Here is a 16,836-nt window from a genome sequence, read left to right on the forward strand (position 1 = left end):
TTTCAAATCAAATTAGTTTTTGCCGTTCTTAACCTTGAACTCACGTCCAATTTCAAGACCCTTATCAAATGCTGCCTTGTTGAGAGGTAAAAGCTTTGGCTTGCTTGAAAGCTTGTGCTCTACTGTGCCCCAAACGATTTCTGGAGCGATAACCTCTGTATAACCTACGTAAACACCAAGCATGATTACGTTAAGAACCTTTGCATTACCCATCTCAAGAGCAAGCTCTGTTACAGGTGCCTCTACGATTTCAACATCTGTTCTTTCAATCTTGTCCTTTACGATTGAGCTGTTGATGAAAAGGCGTCCGCCTGGCTTAAGAGTTCCGATGAACTTGTTTAATGAAGGACCGTTCATAACGATAAGGTCGTCCATTGTGTCACCAAGTGGTGCACCAATCATTTCATCTGAAATAACTACGTAGCAGTTTGCTGTACCACCACGCTGCTCTGCGCCGTATGAAGGGAAGAATGTTACATTCTTATCTGTAGAATCACAAGTTGCAGATGCAAGGAATTTTCCGAGGGTCATAACGCCCTGTCCGCCGAATCCGGCTACACATAAATTTGTTTCCATTATTTCTCCTCCATTCCTTTGTCTCTGATGACACCAAGTGGGTATTCCTTAAGCATGTTCTCCTCAAGGAAATCAAGTGCCTTAAGTGAATCAAGTCCCCAGTTTGTTGGGCAGCTTGTAACGATTTCAACAAGTGAGAAGCCCTTGCCTTCCATCTGATACTGGAATGCCTTCTTGATGGCCTTCTTTGTCTTCAATACATTTGCTGGTGTGTTGCAGCTTGTTCTCTCAAGATAGTAAGGAGCTGTAAGCTGGTTGAGCGTCTCACAAACGTGCATTGGATAACCATGCTCTTCAGCGATACGTCCCTTAGGAGCAGTTGAAGCCTTCATTCCGAAAAGTGTAGTAGGAGCAAGCTGACCACCTGTCATACCATAGATTCCGTTGTTTACGAAGATAACTGTGAAGTTCTCGCCACGGTTTGCTGCAGACATTGTCTCTGCAAGACCGATTGATGCAAGGTCACCATCACCCTGATATGTATAGTAAATAGTATCTGGATTTGCTCTCTTCATACCTGTTGCAACTGCACATGCTCTACCGTGTGGAGCTGTGATGTTGTCGTATGCCATGTAGTCCATCTGAAGACCACAGCAACCAATACCAAGAACAGCTGCTGTCTTATCAACGATACCGAGCTCATCGATAACTTCTCCGATTAACTTCATAACTGAAGAATGCATACATCCTGGACAAAATCCTGAAACCTTGTCCTCCTGAATTGTTTTTGTTCTGCTATATAATAATTCTGCCATGTTAAGCCTCCTGTCCTGCTATTTTCATTACAGCCTCAAGCACGGCCTCTCTTGACATTACGTTACCACCAGAGCATAAGCACTTCTCAACTGGGCAACGACGTCTAACAACTGCTTCAACATCTGTTGCATACTGAGCTGGGATTGACATCTCAACATCAAGAATTGCCTTTACCTTTGAGTAATCTAACTTTTCAAAAGCTTCTGTTGGGAATGGGTTAAGTGTGATAGGACGAATAAGTCCAACCTTGATTCCCTGCTTTCTGAGAATGTCTACAGAAGACTTAGCAATACGTCCTGAAATACCATAAGCTGTAAGGATGATTTCAGCATCCTCAACCATGTATTCCTCAACCATTACGTCATTCTTCTTCCATGACTCATAAAGTGCTGCAGCTTCTTCGTTACACTTCTGCATAACAGTTGTCTGCCACTGACCTGGCTGGATCCAAGCACGATTTGCATAATCAAGCTCATGTCCTACGCAAGCCCACTTCTTCTTTGACTCTCTGATTTCAGCAACCTTTTCCTCAGACATCATCTCTGGAAGCTCAACTGGCTCCATCATTGTTGCGATAACACCATCAGCAAGGATGTGAACTGGGTTTCTATCTCTATCAGCAAGCTCGAAAGCCTTAACTGTAAGATCTACAGCTTCCTGTACTGTTGAAGGAGCAAGTACCATCATCTGGAAACCACCGTTACCAGCTGCCTTTGTAGCCTCAAAGTAATCCATCTGTGCTGGCTGGATTGAACCTACTCCAGGGCCCCCTCTTGCGAAGTTTGTATACACAATTGGAATACGAGCTGATGCACAATATGAGATACCCTCACTCTTAAGTGCGATTCCTGGTGATGATGAAGATGTCATTGCTCTGACACCTGCTGATGCTGCACCGTAAACCATGTTGATTGATGCAACCTCAGACTCACCCTGTATAAATGTTCCACCAACTTCTGGAAGTCTTCTTGAGAAATACTCTGGGACTTCGTTCTGAGGTGTGATAGGATAACCTGCGAAAAAACGGCAACCGGCACGTACTGCTGCTTCAGCTACAGCCTCGCTGCCCTTCATAAATGTTCTAGCCATTTTTTAATCCTCCTTATAAATCTCAATTGCCCCATCAGGACAAATGCGACCGCATGTGAGACAACCTATACAGTCATCTTGTCTTGCAGCCACTACATATTCATAGCCTTTTGCATTTACTTCTGTTCCAACTTCTAGAACATTCTTTGGACAGAATTTCATGCAATAACCACAGCTTTTGCAACGTTCGGCAACTACATTAACTTTAAACTTTGCCATTATTAGACCTCCTTTATCTAATATCTATCCATAAACTTAGTCCCTAAGCCATTCATAGGTTAGGAACAAGTGTATAGGCATAATCTTTTCTTTTTGGAGCTTGTTTTTAACGGATTCGTATAATCCTTCATGAACCACATTCATTTCTATTTCTCTGTATTCAGAAATGATTTCATTCATTTTGTTTGCGCCATCAACAACCTCATCAATAGTTGTTGTCAGGCCTGCATTTGGATTATCCACAAAGTGAATATCCTCAAGTGTTAAATGGGAAACTGCGAGAATTTCCGAAAGGAATCGATCAATGTGATCAATGTCCTGGCAGAATGGTCTGTAGTAATTTAGTACATACATGACACATAGGGATTTTTTGTCCACACCAAGCATGAATCCTCCTATGGATCTGGCGCCGATATCATCACCGCCTACATCCATAACAACAATGCTTTCCGGATCTGCTAAAAGCTCTCTGACTCCTCCTACTACTGTTGGAGCATCAAAGAATTGTTCTTCATAGTGGATATTTACTTCAGAGAGCTTCCCGCTGTTTAGCAAATCCCTGGATCTAAATAGAGGTTTTGTCATGTCCATATCAATCAGATGGACATGCTTATCAGTATTTTTAGCAAGGTATTCAGCAAGATTAAGAGCTATCTCGCTCTTTCCGCATCCCGCCTCTCCAATGAGAATGAAATTTGTTTTGTTCATTGCTAATGCATTTTTGATTAGTTGCATTTTTCTACCTCGCTAAAACCTATAAGTGAATTTATCTAAGTGTGATATAGCCCTTGTACTGTCTTAAATTGTCAGATGTACATCTGTCACCAAGGAATACTGAAGCTATATTGTGCTGTGGCTTTAAGAATGGGAACTCATCCTGCTGTGCCCAAGCTGGCTTTGTAAGATGTGTCTTTGCAAGGTTTACACAAAGCTCATGCCATTCTTCTGGTCCTTCAAACCAAACCTCAACAACTCTATCGAACTGTGCTTCTGGAGCACCGTAGTTAACGATTACCTTGCTACTTACTACTCTGTTTACTCGAACAGATCCTGTAAGGAATGGAACCACTTCTTCATGGAACCATCTTTCTCCTTCTTCCTTACCGCACTCCTCTGGATACTTGATAAGGAACTGCCAACGGAAGTTTGGTCCATCTTCCATTGTTCTATCTTTTCCCTTGAAATCTTCCTCCCAGTTGATTGGAACGAATGAGAAAATAAATGGTGGGAAATCTCCGCCACCTGCTGCACGACCTGCGTCGCCAGACTCTGAATTATCATGTACTGTCGCACTTTCTACATCAGGAATACATCCCTGCCAGCGAAGTACATCCATTGGCATATATTCACAGAAGATGTTGTTTGCCATCTCTGGAAGATGCTCATTTACTAACCAGTAATGCTCTGTAAGCTGCATCTCTCTTGCACCAAATCTTTTTCCTTCTGGTGGTGTTGGGTATGCCTGGTAGAACGCATACTTTGTTACATATGGGGAAAACTTGCTGATGCTTTCTGGCACATGATGATAGTAGAGCCAGTGCTCAAGCTTAGGTCTGTATTCTTCCTTTGCTAACCCCACATAGATTAAGCTTCTCATTAAGTTAAACTCGTAAGCCATAACAATCCTCCTTCTACATCGGTTAGATAAAACTAACCAACTGGACATCTCTTTTAGGCACATTTATTGTGCATATTTAACTATTTGTGATAATAACACCGCAGATTCTTGATAAAAAATATCAATATTGTTGGACATTGATAACAAAATTGATATAAGTCTGTTAAATTTTTAACCCATATAATGAAAGAAAATTTTTATCCAGATTTGGATCTAAGTGAGAAATTTTTTTCAATAACAAAATTGATATTATTGATGACCACTTTTTAATATTGGACTTAGCCAAAATTTGAGACCTATAATTAAGGCAATCACTTATAAGGAGGTTTTTATGAGCGAAAAGTTTTATGCTAAAAGCCCAGGAAACGAAGGCTATATAAAGAATATGGAAGTTGTCGCATATCACGATGCTGACAATCATTACTTATTCCAATCACAGTTATATAAAACAGCTGACGGCAAGTATTATCTTTACGGCGGCTGCTTCTACGGATATGGTGTTGAAATTATCGATGTAACAGACCCTGCAAATCCTCGTCATGTACAGTACATGCCTGTTATGGATCCAGAGGTTTATCCTTACATGTCTACACCTAAGGTTCAGATTGCAGATGATCTCATGATTGTTTCAAATGGTAACTGTCTTGAGTTCCTTCATGGACCTGCTCCAGAGAAGTACACTCCAGCTCCAGGCGGAGTACATATCTTCTCTCTTAAGGAAGACCCAGAGCATCCTAAGAAGCTTTCATTCTGGTCAACAGGTGATGAGGGCAACCCAGGTGCCGGTGTTCATCGTTTCACATATAACGGTGGCAAATATTTACATCTTTCTGCTACAGCAGTTGGATTTAAGGATTTCATCTACAGAATCGTAGATATTTCAGACCCAACAAATCCACATGAGGTTGGACGTTGGTGGAATCCTGGTCAGTTCTATGGAAATCAGACCAAGAAGACTAGAGAAAAAGAATGGAATGGATGGCAGGGCTACAATACATACCCTGGTTTCGTACATTTTCCATATGTTGATGGCGATACAGCTTATCTTAGCTGCGCTGGTGCCGGATTCAAGATTCTTGATGTTTCAAATCCAGAGTGGCCACAGGTAATCGGTGAAGCAAAAATGACTCCACCTTTCGCTACAAAGTTTGGCGGTGCACTTTGCCACACATTCATGCCAATCCATGGCACAAAATATGCTATTGGTATGCAGGAAGGTGAGCGTCAGTGGACTTATAACAAAAACGATTTTGATAAGTTCGGCGTACAGGCTATGTGCGGTATTGAGATGTTTGATATCTCAGATCCTGAGGATCCAGTACTTATTTCAGTACTTCCTTATCCTGAGGTTCCAGAGGACTTCCCATATAAAAACTTTAATGATTTAGGATACGGTTATCCTACATCCTTTGGTCCACACAATCTTCATGAGCCAATGACTGGTAAGCCTTGGCTTGAGGATAGAAGTGACAGAGCTTATGACTGCTACTTCCACGCAGGACTTCGTGTATACGATATTTCTGATCCATATGTACCAAAGGAAATCGCTTACTTCATCCCACCAAACCCAGAGAAGCTTTGCTTCGATGTAAAGATGCCTAACAAGCCTCTTGGAACAGCTGAGGATTTGGTTGTTGATGACAGAGGATACATCTACATGAACGCAATGCATGATGGTGTTTATATCCTTAAATGTTTAGTATAGGTTATTTCTACTAATTTTAAATTCTCCATATATAAATAACAGTTGCCCACGTGACAGCTGTTATTTTTTTGCTATAATAGGGGGCATGAATGATAAACAGATAGAATGTTTTTTACAAACAGCAAAACATTTAAGCTTTACAAAAGCTGCTCAAAATTTATATCTTCCTCAGCCAGCAGTCAGCAGATATATTTCTGCCTTGGAAGAAGAGCTTGGAGTGAATCTTTTCATCAGAGAAAACAGCAGACACATTTCTCTGTCCGATGAAGGCACACTTTATTTCAATTTCTTCCAGCGCTATTTTGCTGAGTTACACAACATCCGCAAGATGCTTGCCAACACTACCAACCATATCCGCTTGGGATACAATATCGGCTGGAATGTTTCAAGCTTTCTTCCAAAGGTTGTTAATGAATGCCGTAGTGAGGATCCCGACTTTATGATTTCATTTGAATGTCTTGGCTTTAGAGACCTTCTCCAGGCCCTTGAGGACAAGCATTTAGATGCAATTATTACTTCATCGGATTATGTTGAGGGAAGAGCTGATTTGGTTAGATACAAGTTCACAAGCATACCTCGTATCGTTGTATACTCTGAGCTTTTACCAGATTTTGACAAAATAAAAACAGCTGCCGATTTCGCATCATATACTTTCTATATGATTGACGATCCACGTGTCGGCGAGCTGTGTCAGGACATTGAATTATTATTTAGACCTTATGGTTTTGTTCCAAGATTTACTGCAGTGCCAAACATCAATACAGTGTTTGCCTCTGTAGAAAATGGACTGGGAGTGGCGGTTCTGGACGGTTGGTACCAGGGAATCCACCACCCGGGAATCCATTATTTTAATCTTAATGATCATCTTCCAATTTCTATCGCTTGGAAGCGTAATACTATTTCGTCTTCAATTGATATGCTCTATAAAAAAATCAACGAGCATTTCAAATCTATCGACTAAAGACCGCAATCCTTTGCCAGTTGTTCAAAGGCTGGCAAAGAGCGTTCTATCATTTTGTAATCCACACAATATGCAATACGTACATATCCCGGACAGCCAAATGTCTTTGTAGAAACCAGAATAATATGGTTTTTCTTTGCTGCCTTTACAAACTCTTCCTCGTTTTCATATGGAGATTTTACAAGCAGATAAAATGCTCCCTGTGGCTTCACAACTTCAAAGCCAAGTTCTGTAAGCTTGCTATATAAAAGCTTTCTATTCTTGTCGTAGAATTCCAAATCTACGTCTACATCAAGGCATCTTGATACTACAAGCTGGAATAGAGATGGGGCGTTAATATATCCCAAGCATCTATTGGCTACAACCATAGCACCAATCATTTCCTCGTAGTAATCCATTCTCTTAGAAAGAGCCATGTAGCCAATTCGCTCTCCTGGAAGGGAAAGAGTCTTGCTGAATGAGTACATGTAAATGCTGTTTTTGATGATAGAAGGAATGTAAGGCACCTCATCTCCATCGTAAACAAGCTCTCTGTAAGGCTCATCTGCAATGACATAAATTGGGTGGCCTACTCTCTTTTCAGCCTTCTCCAAAATATCTGCTAGCTTCTGAAGTGTAGCTGCAGGATAAACCTTTCCAGAAGGATTATTTGGATTATTTACAATGACACACTTTGTTTTCTCGTTGATAAGCGCATCAAGCTCATCCAAATTCAAATCGAAATCATCAAGCTTTGCTGGCACTACCTTTAAAATACCGCCATAGTTTGCCACATAGCTTCTATATTCACCAAAATAAGGTGCGAATGCAATTACCTCATCCTCGTATCCTAAAAGTGCTCTAAACACGCAATTCATGGCGCCAGCCGCACCTACTGTCATAACGATATCTTCTGGCCCATAGCCCATATCAAACTTTTTATTTAAGCTGTTTGCAACATTTGATCTAACCTCATCAAATCCTGCATTCTTCATATATCCATGAACATATGAATCAGGATTCTCAGCTAATATATCCTTAATTGCCTGTGTAACCTTTGCAGGTACTGGCGCTGCAGGATTTCCCAAGCTGAAATCATATACATTCTCTGCACCAACCTCAGCTGCAAGGTGTAACCCCTCTTCAAATAATTTTCTAATTGTAGAACTGCCTGCTACAAGCGCTTCCATGTTCTTCGAAATAACCATTCTTCTCACCCTCTCTGTCGCTTTAAATCGTTAAATTACTTTGTATTATATGCCTCTTTTTCCCTAATGTCCATGCAAAAAATAAGAGACTAGACAAATGTCCAGTCTCTCATTTTTATCTATACTCATACATTCCTTTAATTCATGCTACCACGAGAGATTGTGAGGATGTCATGGAGGATTTCTTTGGTGCTTTCCATGTCAGCTTCACAGTCTTGGTTGAGAGTGATGCTAGATTCTGAAGATGCAGCAACTTCCTGTGATGTTGCAGATAGGTTGCTGATGGCATCCATTACCTTACTGTTGGCATCTACACAGCCATCTACATTATCAGAGATTGTAGCTACGCGGCGAGCAAGATCTGTGATTTTCTCAAGGATGATTTCGAATTTCTCTCCAGTTTCTGCAATCATTTCGCCCTGCTGATTTGCTGATTCCACACTCTTTTGCATGTTTGTAGATGCTGTATTTACACGCTGAATTAACTCGTCGATTGTTGATGAAATCTGCTCTGCAGATTCTTTTGTATGCTCTGAAAGTGCACGGATTTCATCAGCTACTACTGCAAATCCTTTACCTGCTTCTCCTGCTCTGGCAGCCTCAATTGATGCGTTGAGGGCAAGAAGGTTTGTCTGGCCAGATATATCAAGAATTGTACCAACGATATCCTTTACAGTTACGGCTGATTCCTGAAGCTCGCTTGTCATTGTGGCAGTTTCTGCATTGATTGTAGATGCCTCGTCTGATTTAGCACGAAGCTCTTCAATAAGGGCGTTACCATCGCTGATGTTCTCTGATACTTCATCTGAGTTCTTTCTCATCGCTCTAGCCTGATGAGCAATCTCTTCAAGGGAATCTGTAATGTTTGAATTCATTTCTGTTTGAGTCTGGATAGCCTCTGCTGTAAGGTTTACAGACTCGCTAATCTGCTGCGCAGCCTCTGCGCTGGAGCTAACCTTTGACGCCAATGCCTCCATTGCATCGTTTGCATCCTCAAGCTTCTTAGCAATAGTAATACCTGTATTTTTAATAACCTCAGAACTCTCTTCTTGAAGTCTTACATTCTCTTCGATTTCATCCATTGTTTCTTTGTTCTGAAGTGAATTAAGACGCACATAGAATATACCCATAAGAGAAAGTAAAACCATAAATATGGAATCTGTCATTACGGCAAAATGTCTGTCTGCAACCTCCACTGAGAACATGTAAAACAATGGAATATACAATAGATTAATAACAGCTGTAATTATGGATGTAGCTATAGTCAGTTTTACATCGTTGAATAAAAGGGAAAGAATAATAAATGCTGGTCCAAATGCCCACATGTATGTGACATGAACACATCCTGCCATCAATACAGCGTATCCAATGAGCATTGAGCCTATCATCAAATATCTGCCTCTTGTTCTGCGGCTGTATCGGAGGTATGCATAAATTGAGAATATGAACACAATTATCTGCAGTATAGACATAGTCGTTGTATTTATAAATGAAAATCCTACTCGCTGAGCGCTATATAGGATTGTAGCTGCTAATTCGAATACCTGGATAATACAAGCCAACTTGAATCCTAGCTTATTACTTTCGTATATATGTCTTTCTTTTATATCCATAAAAAGTCCTCCTATCCCTTATAACTAAGAGAATATATTGATTTTTATTTATTTTCAACAAGGTTCACAGTTTGTTACGCTTTTTTAGTATAAATGTTCATCATTAGCTATTTATAACAATAAAAAATACCTTCTTGAAATATCATTCCAAGAAGGTATTATAGCTCAAATTTATTATTCTGTTACAACGTTTTCATCAACATCAGATGTATTTTCTTTATTGAATTCACCTGCTGCTAATTTCTTTTCGTAACGTGTGTAAATAATCCATGCAGCTAATCCGAAGATTACTGGACCACTTAATGACCAGAATGTTGTCTTCCAATCGCCATCAAGAGCTGGCTGAATAATAGCAAATGCGTTTGCAAAGAACAATGTAAGTGTTACAACATAGCCCCAGATATTTGCAGACTTCTGTGTCTTGAATACTTCGAAGCTTCTGTCGATGTTCTTCATCTTCTTAAACTTAGGGAATGCAAATGAAATAAACATGTATGGTACTGTCATACCAACGTTTACCATAGCTGTAAGGATAACGAAGAACTGCTGCATTGTATCTCCACCAAATGAAACTAAAAGAACCATGATGCAAACAATTGCACACTGAATCCACATAGCGTTCTTTGGCATACCATCCTCTGCGATTTCACCCATCTTACCTGGCCAAAGCTCCTTTGGAGTTCCGTCGATAATCTGCTTAAGTGGTGAATAAACAAGTGTAAACATAGCACCCATAAGTGCAAGAAGCATGATAAGTGCGTATACTCGAGCGAATCCGTGAGCAAGCGCAACCTGTGTAGCTGCTGAAGCGCCAAAAGCCTTACCAAATGCTGCTGCAAAGTTTGACATGATTACATATGAAACATTTCCAAGTGTAATATTGTCTGAGCCAAGGATTTCGCTGTAGTTTGTAAATGAACCTACAAGCATGATAAGAAGAGCATAACCAACTACGATTACCATAGCTGCTGTAACAATTCCCTTAGGGAAGTTCTTCTTTGGGTTCTCTGTCTTGTCAACAAGACCACCAACTGCTTCGATTCCGCCGTAAGCGAAAAGTGCATATACAATAAATGATAAAATCATGATTGGGCTGCCCTGGTATGCTGCATTAAGAGGGACCATCAATGACTCTGTGCCAAGGAATGGCTGCTCAAGCTGACCATGACGAGCAATAATCATAACGATTGAACCAACTACTACCATGATGTTGATTACAAGAACTGCTGTACCACCGATTGATGTTACCTTGCTAATCTTATCAATACCCTTTGAATCAAAGTATGTGATAAAGATAAAGAAGATGATTGCCATGATACCAAGAAGTCTTGAGCCAGAAAGGATTTCTGAGCCAAAGAAAGACCAGCTTGATGTGCAATCCTCACCAAAGATAAGGTTTGATACAGGTACCCAGATACCTGATGAAACATTTACCATCCAAAGTACATATGATGTGTACCACATGAATGTTCCGATGAATGCATACTTAGGACCTACTGACTTGCACATCCAAGAATACATACCACCTGTCTCATCCTTAAATGCAGAACCAAACTCTGCTACCATAAATGCAAATGGTATAAAGAATAAAATACCAGCAATTACAAACCAAGGAATTGCTGCATATCCCATCAAGTAATATGAACGTGGGATATTGTTGAATCCGTATACTGATGTAAAGATCATCAGTATGAGGGCCATGAGCCCTAATTTCTTTTCTTCTTTCATTACTACTTCCTTTATAAAATATATTCTGTATTTAATTTTCTTATACACGCAGCGTCCTCGATTATACCATGATTCTCAATGTTTTTAGGGCTCTTAAACACAGAAAATACAATGCATTAGCACTTTAAACTTTAGAACTTTAAATACTAAAATTTCATGCAACAAAAAAACCTCCCTGGATATTTCTATCCAAGAAGGTTTTGAAAATTTATTTTAATACAACTTAGCACCAGCTAGTCAATATACTTTGCATTAACATACTTTGTAGCTCTTGCTCGTCCAATCTTTTTTACAGAGCCCTCCTTTACCATTTTACCAAGAACAGCTTCTACTGTTGTTGGACTAACATCTATCAGCAATTCACATATTTCAGATTTAGACACTGGTAGTACACTATTTAAAACTGTTTGTTCTATTCTTTCACTTTTAGGAATTTTCTTTCCATTAACTGTCGAGAATCTTTTATCTAGTTCTTTATAGCATCTGTATAAAGTTGATAAAAAATTCTTCATAAACTCAAAATAGGAATTTTCATTCTCATGCCATCCTTGTGAAGAATCATGTAACGCTTCATAATAAAAATCCTTCGAATTATTAATTTGCTCCTCAAATGAAACGTATTTACAAACATCATATCCACTCTTATACAATAATAAAATAGATAGCAATCTGGAAATTCGTCCATTACCATCTGAAAATGGATGTATACATAAAAAATCTAAAATTACACAAGGAATTAAGAGCAACCTATTAATTTTAGGATTATCTCTAGCATCTATATAAGCTAATATAAGCTGCTCCATTGCTTCATTAGTCTCATTTGCTGGAATTGGAGTAAAACGTACTTTTCGTCTTCCATTCTCATCAACTTGTAGAATCAAATTATCCTCTTCCTTATATTTTCCGGATAATTCATAACCAGCTAGATTTGTCATCATATGATGCATGTGTAAAATTGTATTTTCATTAAAGCTCATAGATTGATGATTCTTATGAATCTCATCTAATGCGTCTCTGTATCCTGCAATTTCACATTCACTATGATTTAATGGTGCACTATCACCATCTACAATTTCCTTAATCCTTGCATCAGTAGTAATGATTCCTTCAATAGCATTAGAACCCTTTACAGACTGCACTCTAGCGATTTTTTCGAGTTCTGTATAAATACTTTGGTTTCCATCCTTGCGCTCAGATGATATTGCATCAAATGCAGCAATTGATGCTGTCAAATTAACCATTTCAGCAGGCAACATTCCATCATCTAAAAATGAATAATCAAATTTATGCATACTGTACCTCCTCAAGTATCTGCATATAATATACAAAAAAATATGCAGATACTCAAGCAGTATCTGCATATAATTCTCTATTTTATATGCAGATACTTGATTCATCTACTTGATATCATATGCAGTAGGATTCTTGTTGGCAGTGCTACTATCAAAATCTTCTTCGGTACTGCTTTTTCTTCCCAAGTCAGGTAATTCTGCTGGCTGGTCATTGCCAATAGTTTCATAAATTGTACTCCAGTTCTTTCTATTCAACACTATATGATGCCATATAATTAAAAAAAGTAAACATACGCATAATACTTTTATTATTTGTATGCTTACTTTAATATAATACTTTTTAATTAATACAACTTCGCACCAGCTGGAATGTGGTTATCTATATTTTTCCAACAATTCTCTCGCCATATCTACACAGCATGATTTTTTCCACCCCTTTGCATCGCCCACAATATACAATCTATACCTTGCTCTGGTTACTGCAACATTAACTATATTCTTGTTAACAAAGCCTATACCTGTATTTTTATCGCTATCATCACATCCCAGAAGGAATATAACTTCATTAGCCTCCTTACCTTGGAAAGTGTGTACAGTACCGATTTTCTTATACTCATAGTCAAGCATATAGTCTTTGTCTATTTTAGTATCAGGATGATTTTTACAATATCGCTTTATATATTCTTTGATGCCTGCAACAACAGTTGTAAAAGGACTAATAATATATAAGCTAGGCTCAGGATTCTTACTAAAAGCTATTTCTAGTAATTCGCAGACCTTTTCTCCCTGTGCTTCTACAAAATGATCCCCATTACCTCTTTCTTTTCCTACTACATCAATCCACTCAGATCTATCTTTAATAAATTGTTTTTGTAGCCCAGCTTTTGGCTCTGCAGTTTTCTTTTTCATGATGCCATTGTAGGAAATCGCATTGGAAATATCATACATAGGAGAAATGCACCTTCTATGAACCACTAAAGGTGATCCAACCCATTCTTCTCCACCTTCATTATTATCCAAATTGGTCCCTAAACAATTAAGGGTATCTGCAAAGCTCTGCACTGATAAAGTTTTATTTTTATAAAAATCAAGGTCACTATCGCTAAAAGCCATTTTCAAAAGTGCTAAATCATCTGTAACTACTGGCTCTACCTGCCTTGGATCTCCTACGATAATCGCCTTCCTGCTTCTATACAATGCTCCAACTGCCATCTGTGGTTGAGCCTGTCCTGCTTCATCTACTACAAGAGTACCTATCACAGAAGGTCTCTTAACATCTCTTAAAAAATTTCCTACCGAAGCAAAAGTTGTTGATACCACCGGTACAAACAAAAATAATGTCTGCAAAACTGCTGGCACAAAGTTATCCTTATCACTCTGAACAAAATCAATTTTCTTTCCATCATCTCCCATACGGACACCCCAATAATGGCCCAGGGTCTTAAAGTTATCTCGGCAATGGTTGGAGGATAATACAAATTCTTTATTGAGCTTCATGGCAAGTGCAAATAGCTTTTCTCTCTCTCTGTTATACTGCTCAGTAAGCCATGGATTTTCTACCTGTGCATCAGTTGATTCTTCAGTAGTTGAAAGAAGTTTTTCTATAAACGCAGCATCAGCTATTGTAAGTTTTCTCATGCAGTCATTTTGATCATAAGCTTTTATCCGCGCCTCATATTTTGAAACAGCCTCATTATATTCATTCTCACTTGCTACAACTCTCATTTTCTCAGACTCAACATCAGATTTTAGCTTATCAATCTTAGCCTGTTTCTCTTTTAAATTATCATCGACTCCATCGAGTTTATACGTATATTCTGAATACTGTCTCTGCATTTCTGCAGCTGATTTTTGTACTTCCGCAATTGATTTTTCAATTACATTTAATTCTTCCTGCTTCCTTGCAGCCTCCGATTCATAATTGTCTGCCAGACGGTTTGCCGAATCATATTTTTTCTTATTTAGAAGTTTTGTAATAAACGATACACTTCTTCTAGTATTGAACGAGAGTTCATTATTTTCTTTAATCTGCTTATAAAGATTTTCTTTTTCCTGTCCTAAATTCTGATTCTTATACGCAAGCTTTCTTAAAAGTTCAGACCTCTTATCACGCTCTATCAAAAGCGTTTCTCTGTTTTTCTCTATATCAGCCAGTTCTGTCTGTACAATATTTATTTGCTCTGATATCTCGTTAATTTTATTCTTGCTATCATTTCTTGTTTCTTCAATACGCTTCCTGCTTTTCGTACATTTCATCATGGCTAATTGAAGGTTATCCAAGTCTTTTTGATGCTTTAGTACTATAGCAAGCTGCTTGTTAAAAGCATCTCTAGCCTTAATATATTTTTCTCGTCTCTTAACGGCGGCTTCCTTATTGACGTAGAAATCCATATCAATTTTCATCAAAGCATTCCCATAAAAACGAGAAAGATTAGATCGTTTTCCAAGAGGAGCTGCTATCAATCCCCATGCACTAGCATCATCCAAAAGCTCTCGGGCGTATTTTGTGAAATAAACATCTCGATATTCATCACCCGATTTAGTCGTTTCTATATCTTCTGATTTATCCGGATCAAATAGATCTTCCACTTCCCGCAGCTTTTCCTTCAATTCATCAGAATCATTGGCTAAAGGTTTAAGATCAGAAAGCATGCTCTTTGGCAATTCTTTTGAAATATTCTCAACTGCAGCATTATTGCATGAAGTTACAAGCATACTGTAATCATTTATGGAGTCATTTTTCAATGAATACCATTTTTGAACAAACTTTGAATATGCGTTATTTTGCTTGTCACCATATTGAAATCTATGCTCATCAAATGCATCATCCGGATTATCATACTTCGATAGCAGTATCGCTCTGTTTACTATATTTCCTACTATAACTTCTTTTAAAAGAGTTGTCTTTCCTGTTCCTGGAGGTCCATTAACAGAAAAAATATTACCATTACCATCAGTTACATCATCTACACCATTCAACGCTGCATTTATAGCCACCTCCTGCATCATTGCTGGCATAAACCTAGATGGCCACTTACCCAGCGGAGCTACTTGTGGTCTTAGTAACATATTCAATACACATTCATGGAAATACTTATTTATCGGATTTATAAGATCTAACTGTTCATGATTACTATTAGCAGCAATTTCAATGTACTTTTGGAGATCTTCTGTCATCTTGCCAGTTTCAACAAGCTTATTGTTTTTGACCTTTTCCAAAACCATATTAATATCTGTCGAAAAATAATCGTGACTAAGCCCTAAGTAATTATCATCCTCTTTCTTATCCTTAGTTTTCTCATCGGCAAACACTTGAAATGACAATCCATAAATCACTTCATATGCATCAGGATTTTCATCTGTAATTTTGATACTTCCTCTTACATATTCATCAACAATATAAGAATAGAGTTTTTTTACTGTTTCCAGCTTAACAGCTTCAACAGCCAAACTCTTAGCAGTTGATACCTTGTTAACATCAGTAACAATATCTGTACTTTCATGCCTTTCAATATTTTTACCAAAAAACTTTTCTTCAAGGTCTCGGCAATCCGAACTATAATTTTTGGCCTTAAGATACTCTGATAAATCACCATCTGTATCCTTTAATTTATTCATTGCCCACAATACTGGAGATAGTGACAATGACTTTTCAGCGAACTTTCCGTCTGATGTAATCTGGAAACTTACCATAGCAATTTTTTCATTTGATTTTTCAGGACGCTTTGGTAAATCATTATAATCAACTTTGATAAGCTTTGTTATCTCTTCAATACAACAATCTCGCTTTACCTTTCCAACATAGAAAGAAACATCTCCCCATAATTGCATTCCACATTTTTCTGTTTCATCGCTGATTATTTGAAACAGATCTTTATCCATATCGTCATCTTTAAGCTTGATAAATGTTTCGAGGCTTTTGGCACCAGTCGCTCCCATGGCAACTTTTTCTTTCTGCCTCCGAACTTTATTCATGACATCATAATTATCTGGATATTTATCCTGCGATAAAAACTCAATTGCAAACCAGTAATTTAAGACTTTCTCAGCAAGTAACTGTGATTTTTCCATAAATCTATGCCCTCCACGGAG

Annotated in this window: 14 protein-coding genes; 2 read left to right on the top strand and 12 right to left on the bottom strand. The window is 38.4% G+C overall.

The window, feature by feature from the left end; all coding sequences use genetic code 11:
- Positions 1-12: 12 nt before the first annotated feature.
- Genes BM102_RS08700 through BM102_RS08725 form a run of 6 tightly spaced genes read right to left on the bottom strand, consistent with a single transcriptional unit; the run spans position 13 to position 4,258 of the window.
- Positions 13-576, bottom strand: a complete 564-nt coding sequence (locus BM102_RS08700) for a 2-oxoacid:acceptor oxidoreductase family protein (protein WP_033152747.1) — start codon at positions 574-576, stop codon at positions 13-15.
- A complete protein-coding gene (locus BM102_RS08705) occupies positions 576-1,331 on the bottom strand; it encodes a thiamine pyrophosphate-dependent enzyme (protein ID WP_044936482.1) in 756 nt (251 codons plus the stop codon). Before BM102_RS08705 ends, BM102_RS08700 begins: the two co-directional genes overlap by 1 nt.
- A 1-nt stretch (position 1,332) precedes the next feature.
- Positions 1,333-2,421, bottom strand: coding sequence for a 3-methyl-2-oxobutanoate dehydrogenase subunit VorB (gene vorB, locus BM102_RS08710; RefSeq protein ID WP_044936484.1), 1,089 nt, complete (start codon positions 2,419-2,421; stop codon positions 1,333-1,335).
- A gap of 3 nt (positions 2,422-2,424) precedes the next feature.
- Positions 2,425-2,640 (bottom strand): 4Fe-4S dicluster domain-containing protein, encoded by a 216-nt coding sequence (locus tag BM102_RS08715; protein WP_074791453.1) that lies wholly within the window; start codon positions 2,638-2,640, stop codon positions 2,425-2,427.
- A gap of 36 nt (positions 2,641-2,676) precedes the next feature.
- On the bottom strand, positions 2,677-3,375 hold the full coding sequence (locus tag BM102_RS08720; protein ID WP_090481049.1) for a nucleotide-binding protein: 699 nt from the start codon (positions 3,373-3,375) through the stop codon (positions 2,677-2,679).
- Between the two features lie 31 nt (positions 3,376-3,406).
- Entirely contained in the window at positions 3,407-4,258 is an 852-nt protein-coding gene (locus BM102_RS08725) for a hypothetical protein (RefSeq protein ID WP_044936487.1), read from the bottom strand.
- A gap of 331 nt (positions 4,259-4,589) precedes the next feature.
- On the opposite strand from BM102_RS08725, the gene BM102_RS08730 reads away from it, so the two are divergent.
- Positions 4,590-5,963, top strand: coding sequence for an LVIVD repeat-containing protein (locus tag BM102_RS08730; protein WP_044936489.1), 1,374 nt, complete (start codon positions 4,590-4,592; stop codon positions 5,961-5,963).
- 85 nt (positions 5,964-6,048) lie between these two features.
- Positions 6,049-6,924: a LysR family transcriptional regulator gene (locus tag BM102_RS08735; protein WP_044936490.1), complete on the top strand. Its 876-nt coding sequence runs from the start codon at positions 6,049-6,051 to the stop codon at positions 6,922-6,924.
- On the opposite strand, the gene BM102_RS08740 is transcribed toward BM102_RS08735, so the two are convergent.
- The 6 genes from BM102_RS08740 to BM102_RS08760 form a co-directional block, all read right to left on the bottom strand.
- Positions 6,921-8,111 carry a pyridoxal phosphate-dependent aminotransferase gene (locus tag BM102_RS08740; protein WP_090481052.1) on the bottom strand — a complete coding sequence of 397 codons (1,191 nt, stop codon included), beginning with the start codon at positions 8,109-8,111 and terminating at the stop codon, positions 6,921-6,923. The two genes, BM102_RS08735 and BM102_RS08740, sit on opposite strands and share 4 nt — an antisense overlap.
- Before the next feature lie 137 nt (positions 8,112-8,248).
- Positions 8,249-9,724 (bottom strand): methyl-accepting chemotaxis protein, encoded by a 1,476-nt coding sequence (locus BM102_RS08745; protein WP_090481055.1) that lies wholly within the window; start codon positions 9,722-9,724, stop codon positions 8,249-8,251.
- 174 nt (positions 9,725-9,898) lie between these two features.
- A complete protein-coding gene (gene yjeM / locus BM102_RS08750; protein ID WP_090481058.1) occupies positions 9,899-11,452 on the bottom strand; it encodes a glutamate/gamma-aminobutyrate family transporter YjeM in 1,554 nt (517 codons plus the stop codon).
- Between the two features lie 233 nt (positions 11,453-11,685).
- Positions 11,686-12,744 carry a Fic family protein gene (locus tag BM102_RS08755; RefSeq protein ID WP_090481061.1) on the bottom strand — a complete coding sequence of 353 codons (1,059 nt, stop codon included), beginning with the start codon at positions 12,742-12,744 and terminating at the stop codon, positions 11,686-11,688.
- A gap of 105 nt (positions 12,745-12,849) precedes the next feature.
- On the bottom strand, positions 12,850-13,002 hold the full coding sequence (locus BM102_RS14315) for a hypothetical protein (RefSeq protein ID WP_177194941.1): 153 nt from the start codon (positions 13,000-13,002) through the stop codon (positions 12,850-12,852).
- Between the two features lie 117 nt (positions 13,003-13,119).
- Positions 13,120-16,815 (bottom strand): DEAD/DEAH box helicase, encoded by a 3,696-nt coding sequence (locus BM102_RS08760; RefSeq protein ID WP_177194942.1) that lies wholly within the window; start codon positions 16,813-16,815, stop codon positions 13,120-13,122.
- Positions 16,816-16,836: the final 21 nt, after the last annotated feature.

Source organism: Pseudobutyrivibrio sp. JW11 (assembly GCF_900115355.1).
GTDB classification, from domain to species: domain Bacteria; phylum Bacillota; class Clostridia; order Lachnospirales; family Lachnospiraceae; genus Pseudobutyrivibrio; species Pseudobutyrivibrio ruminis.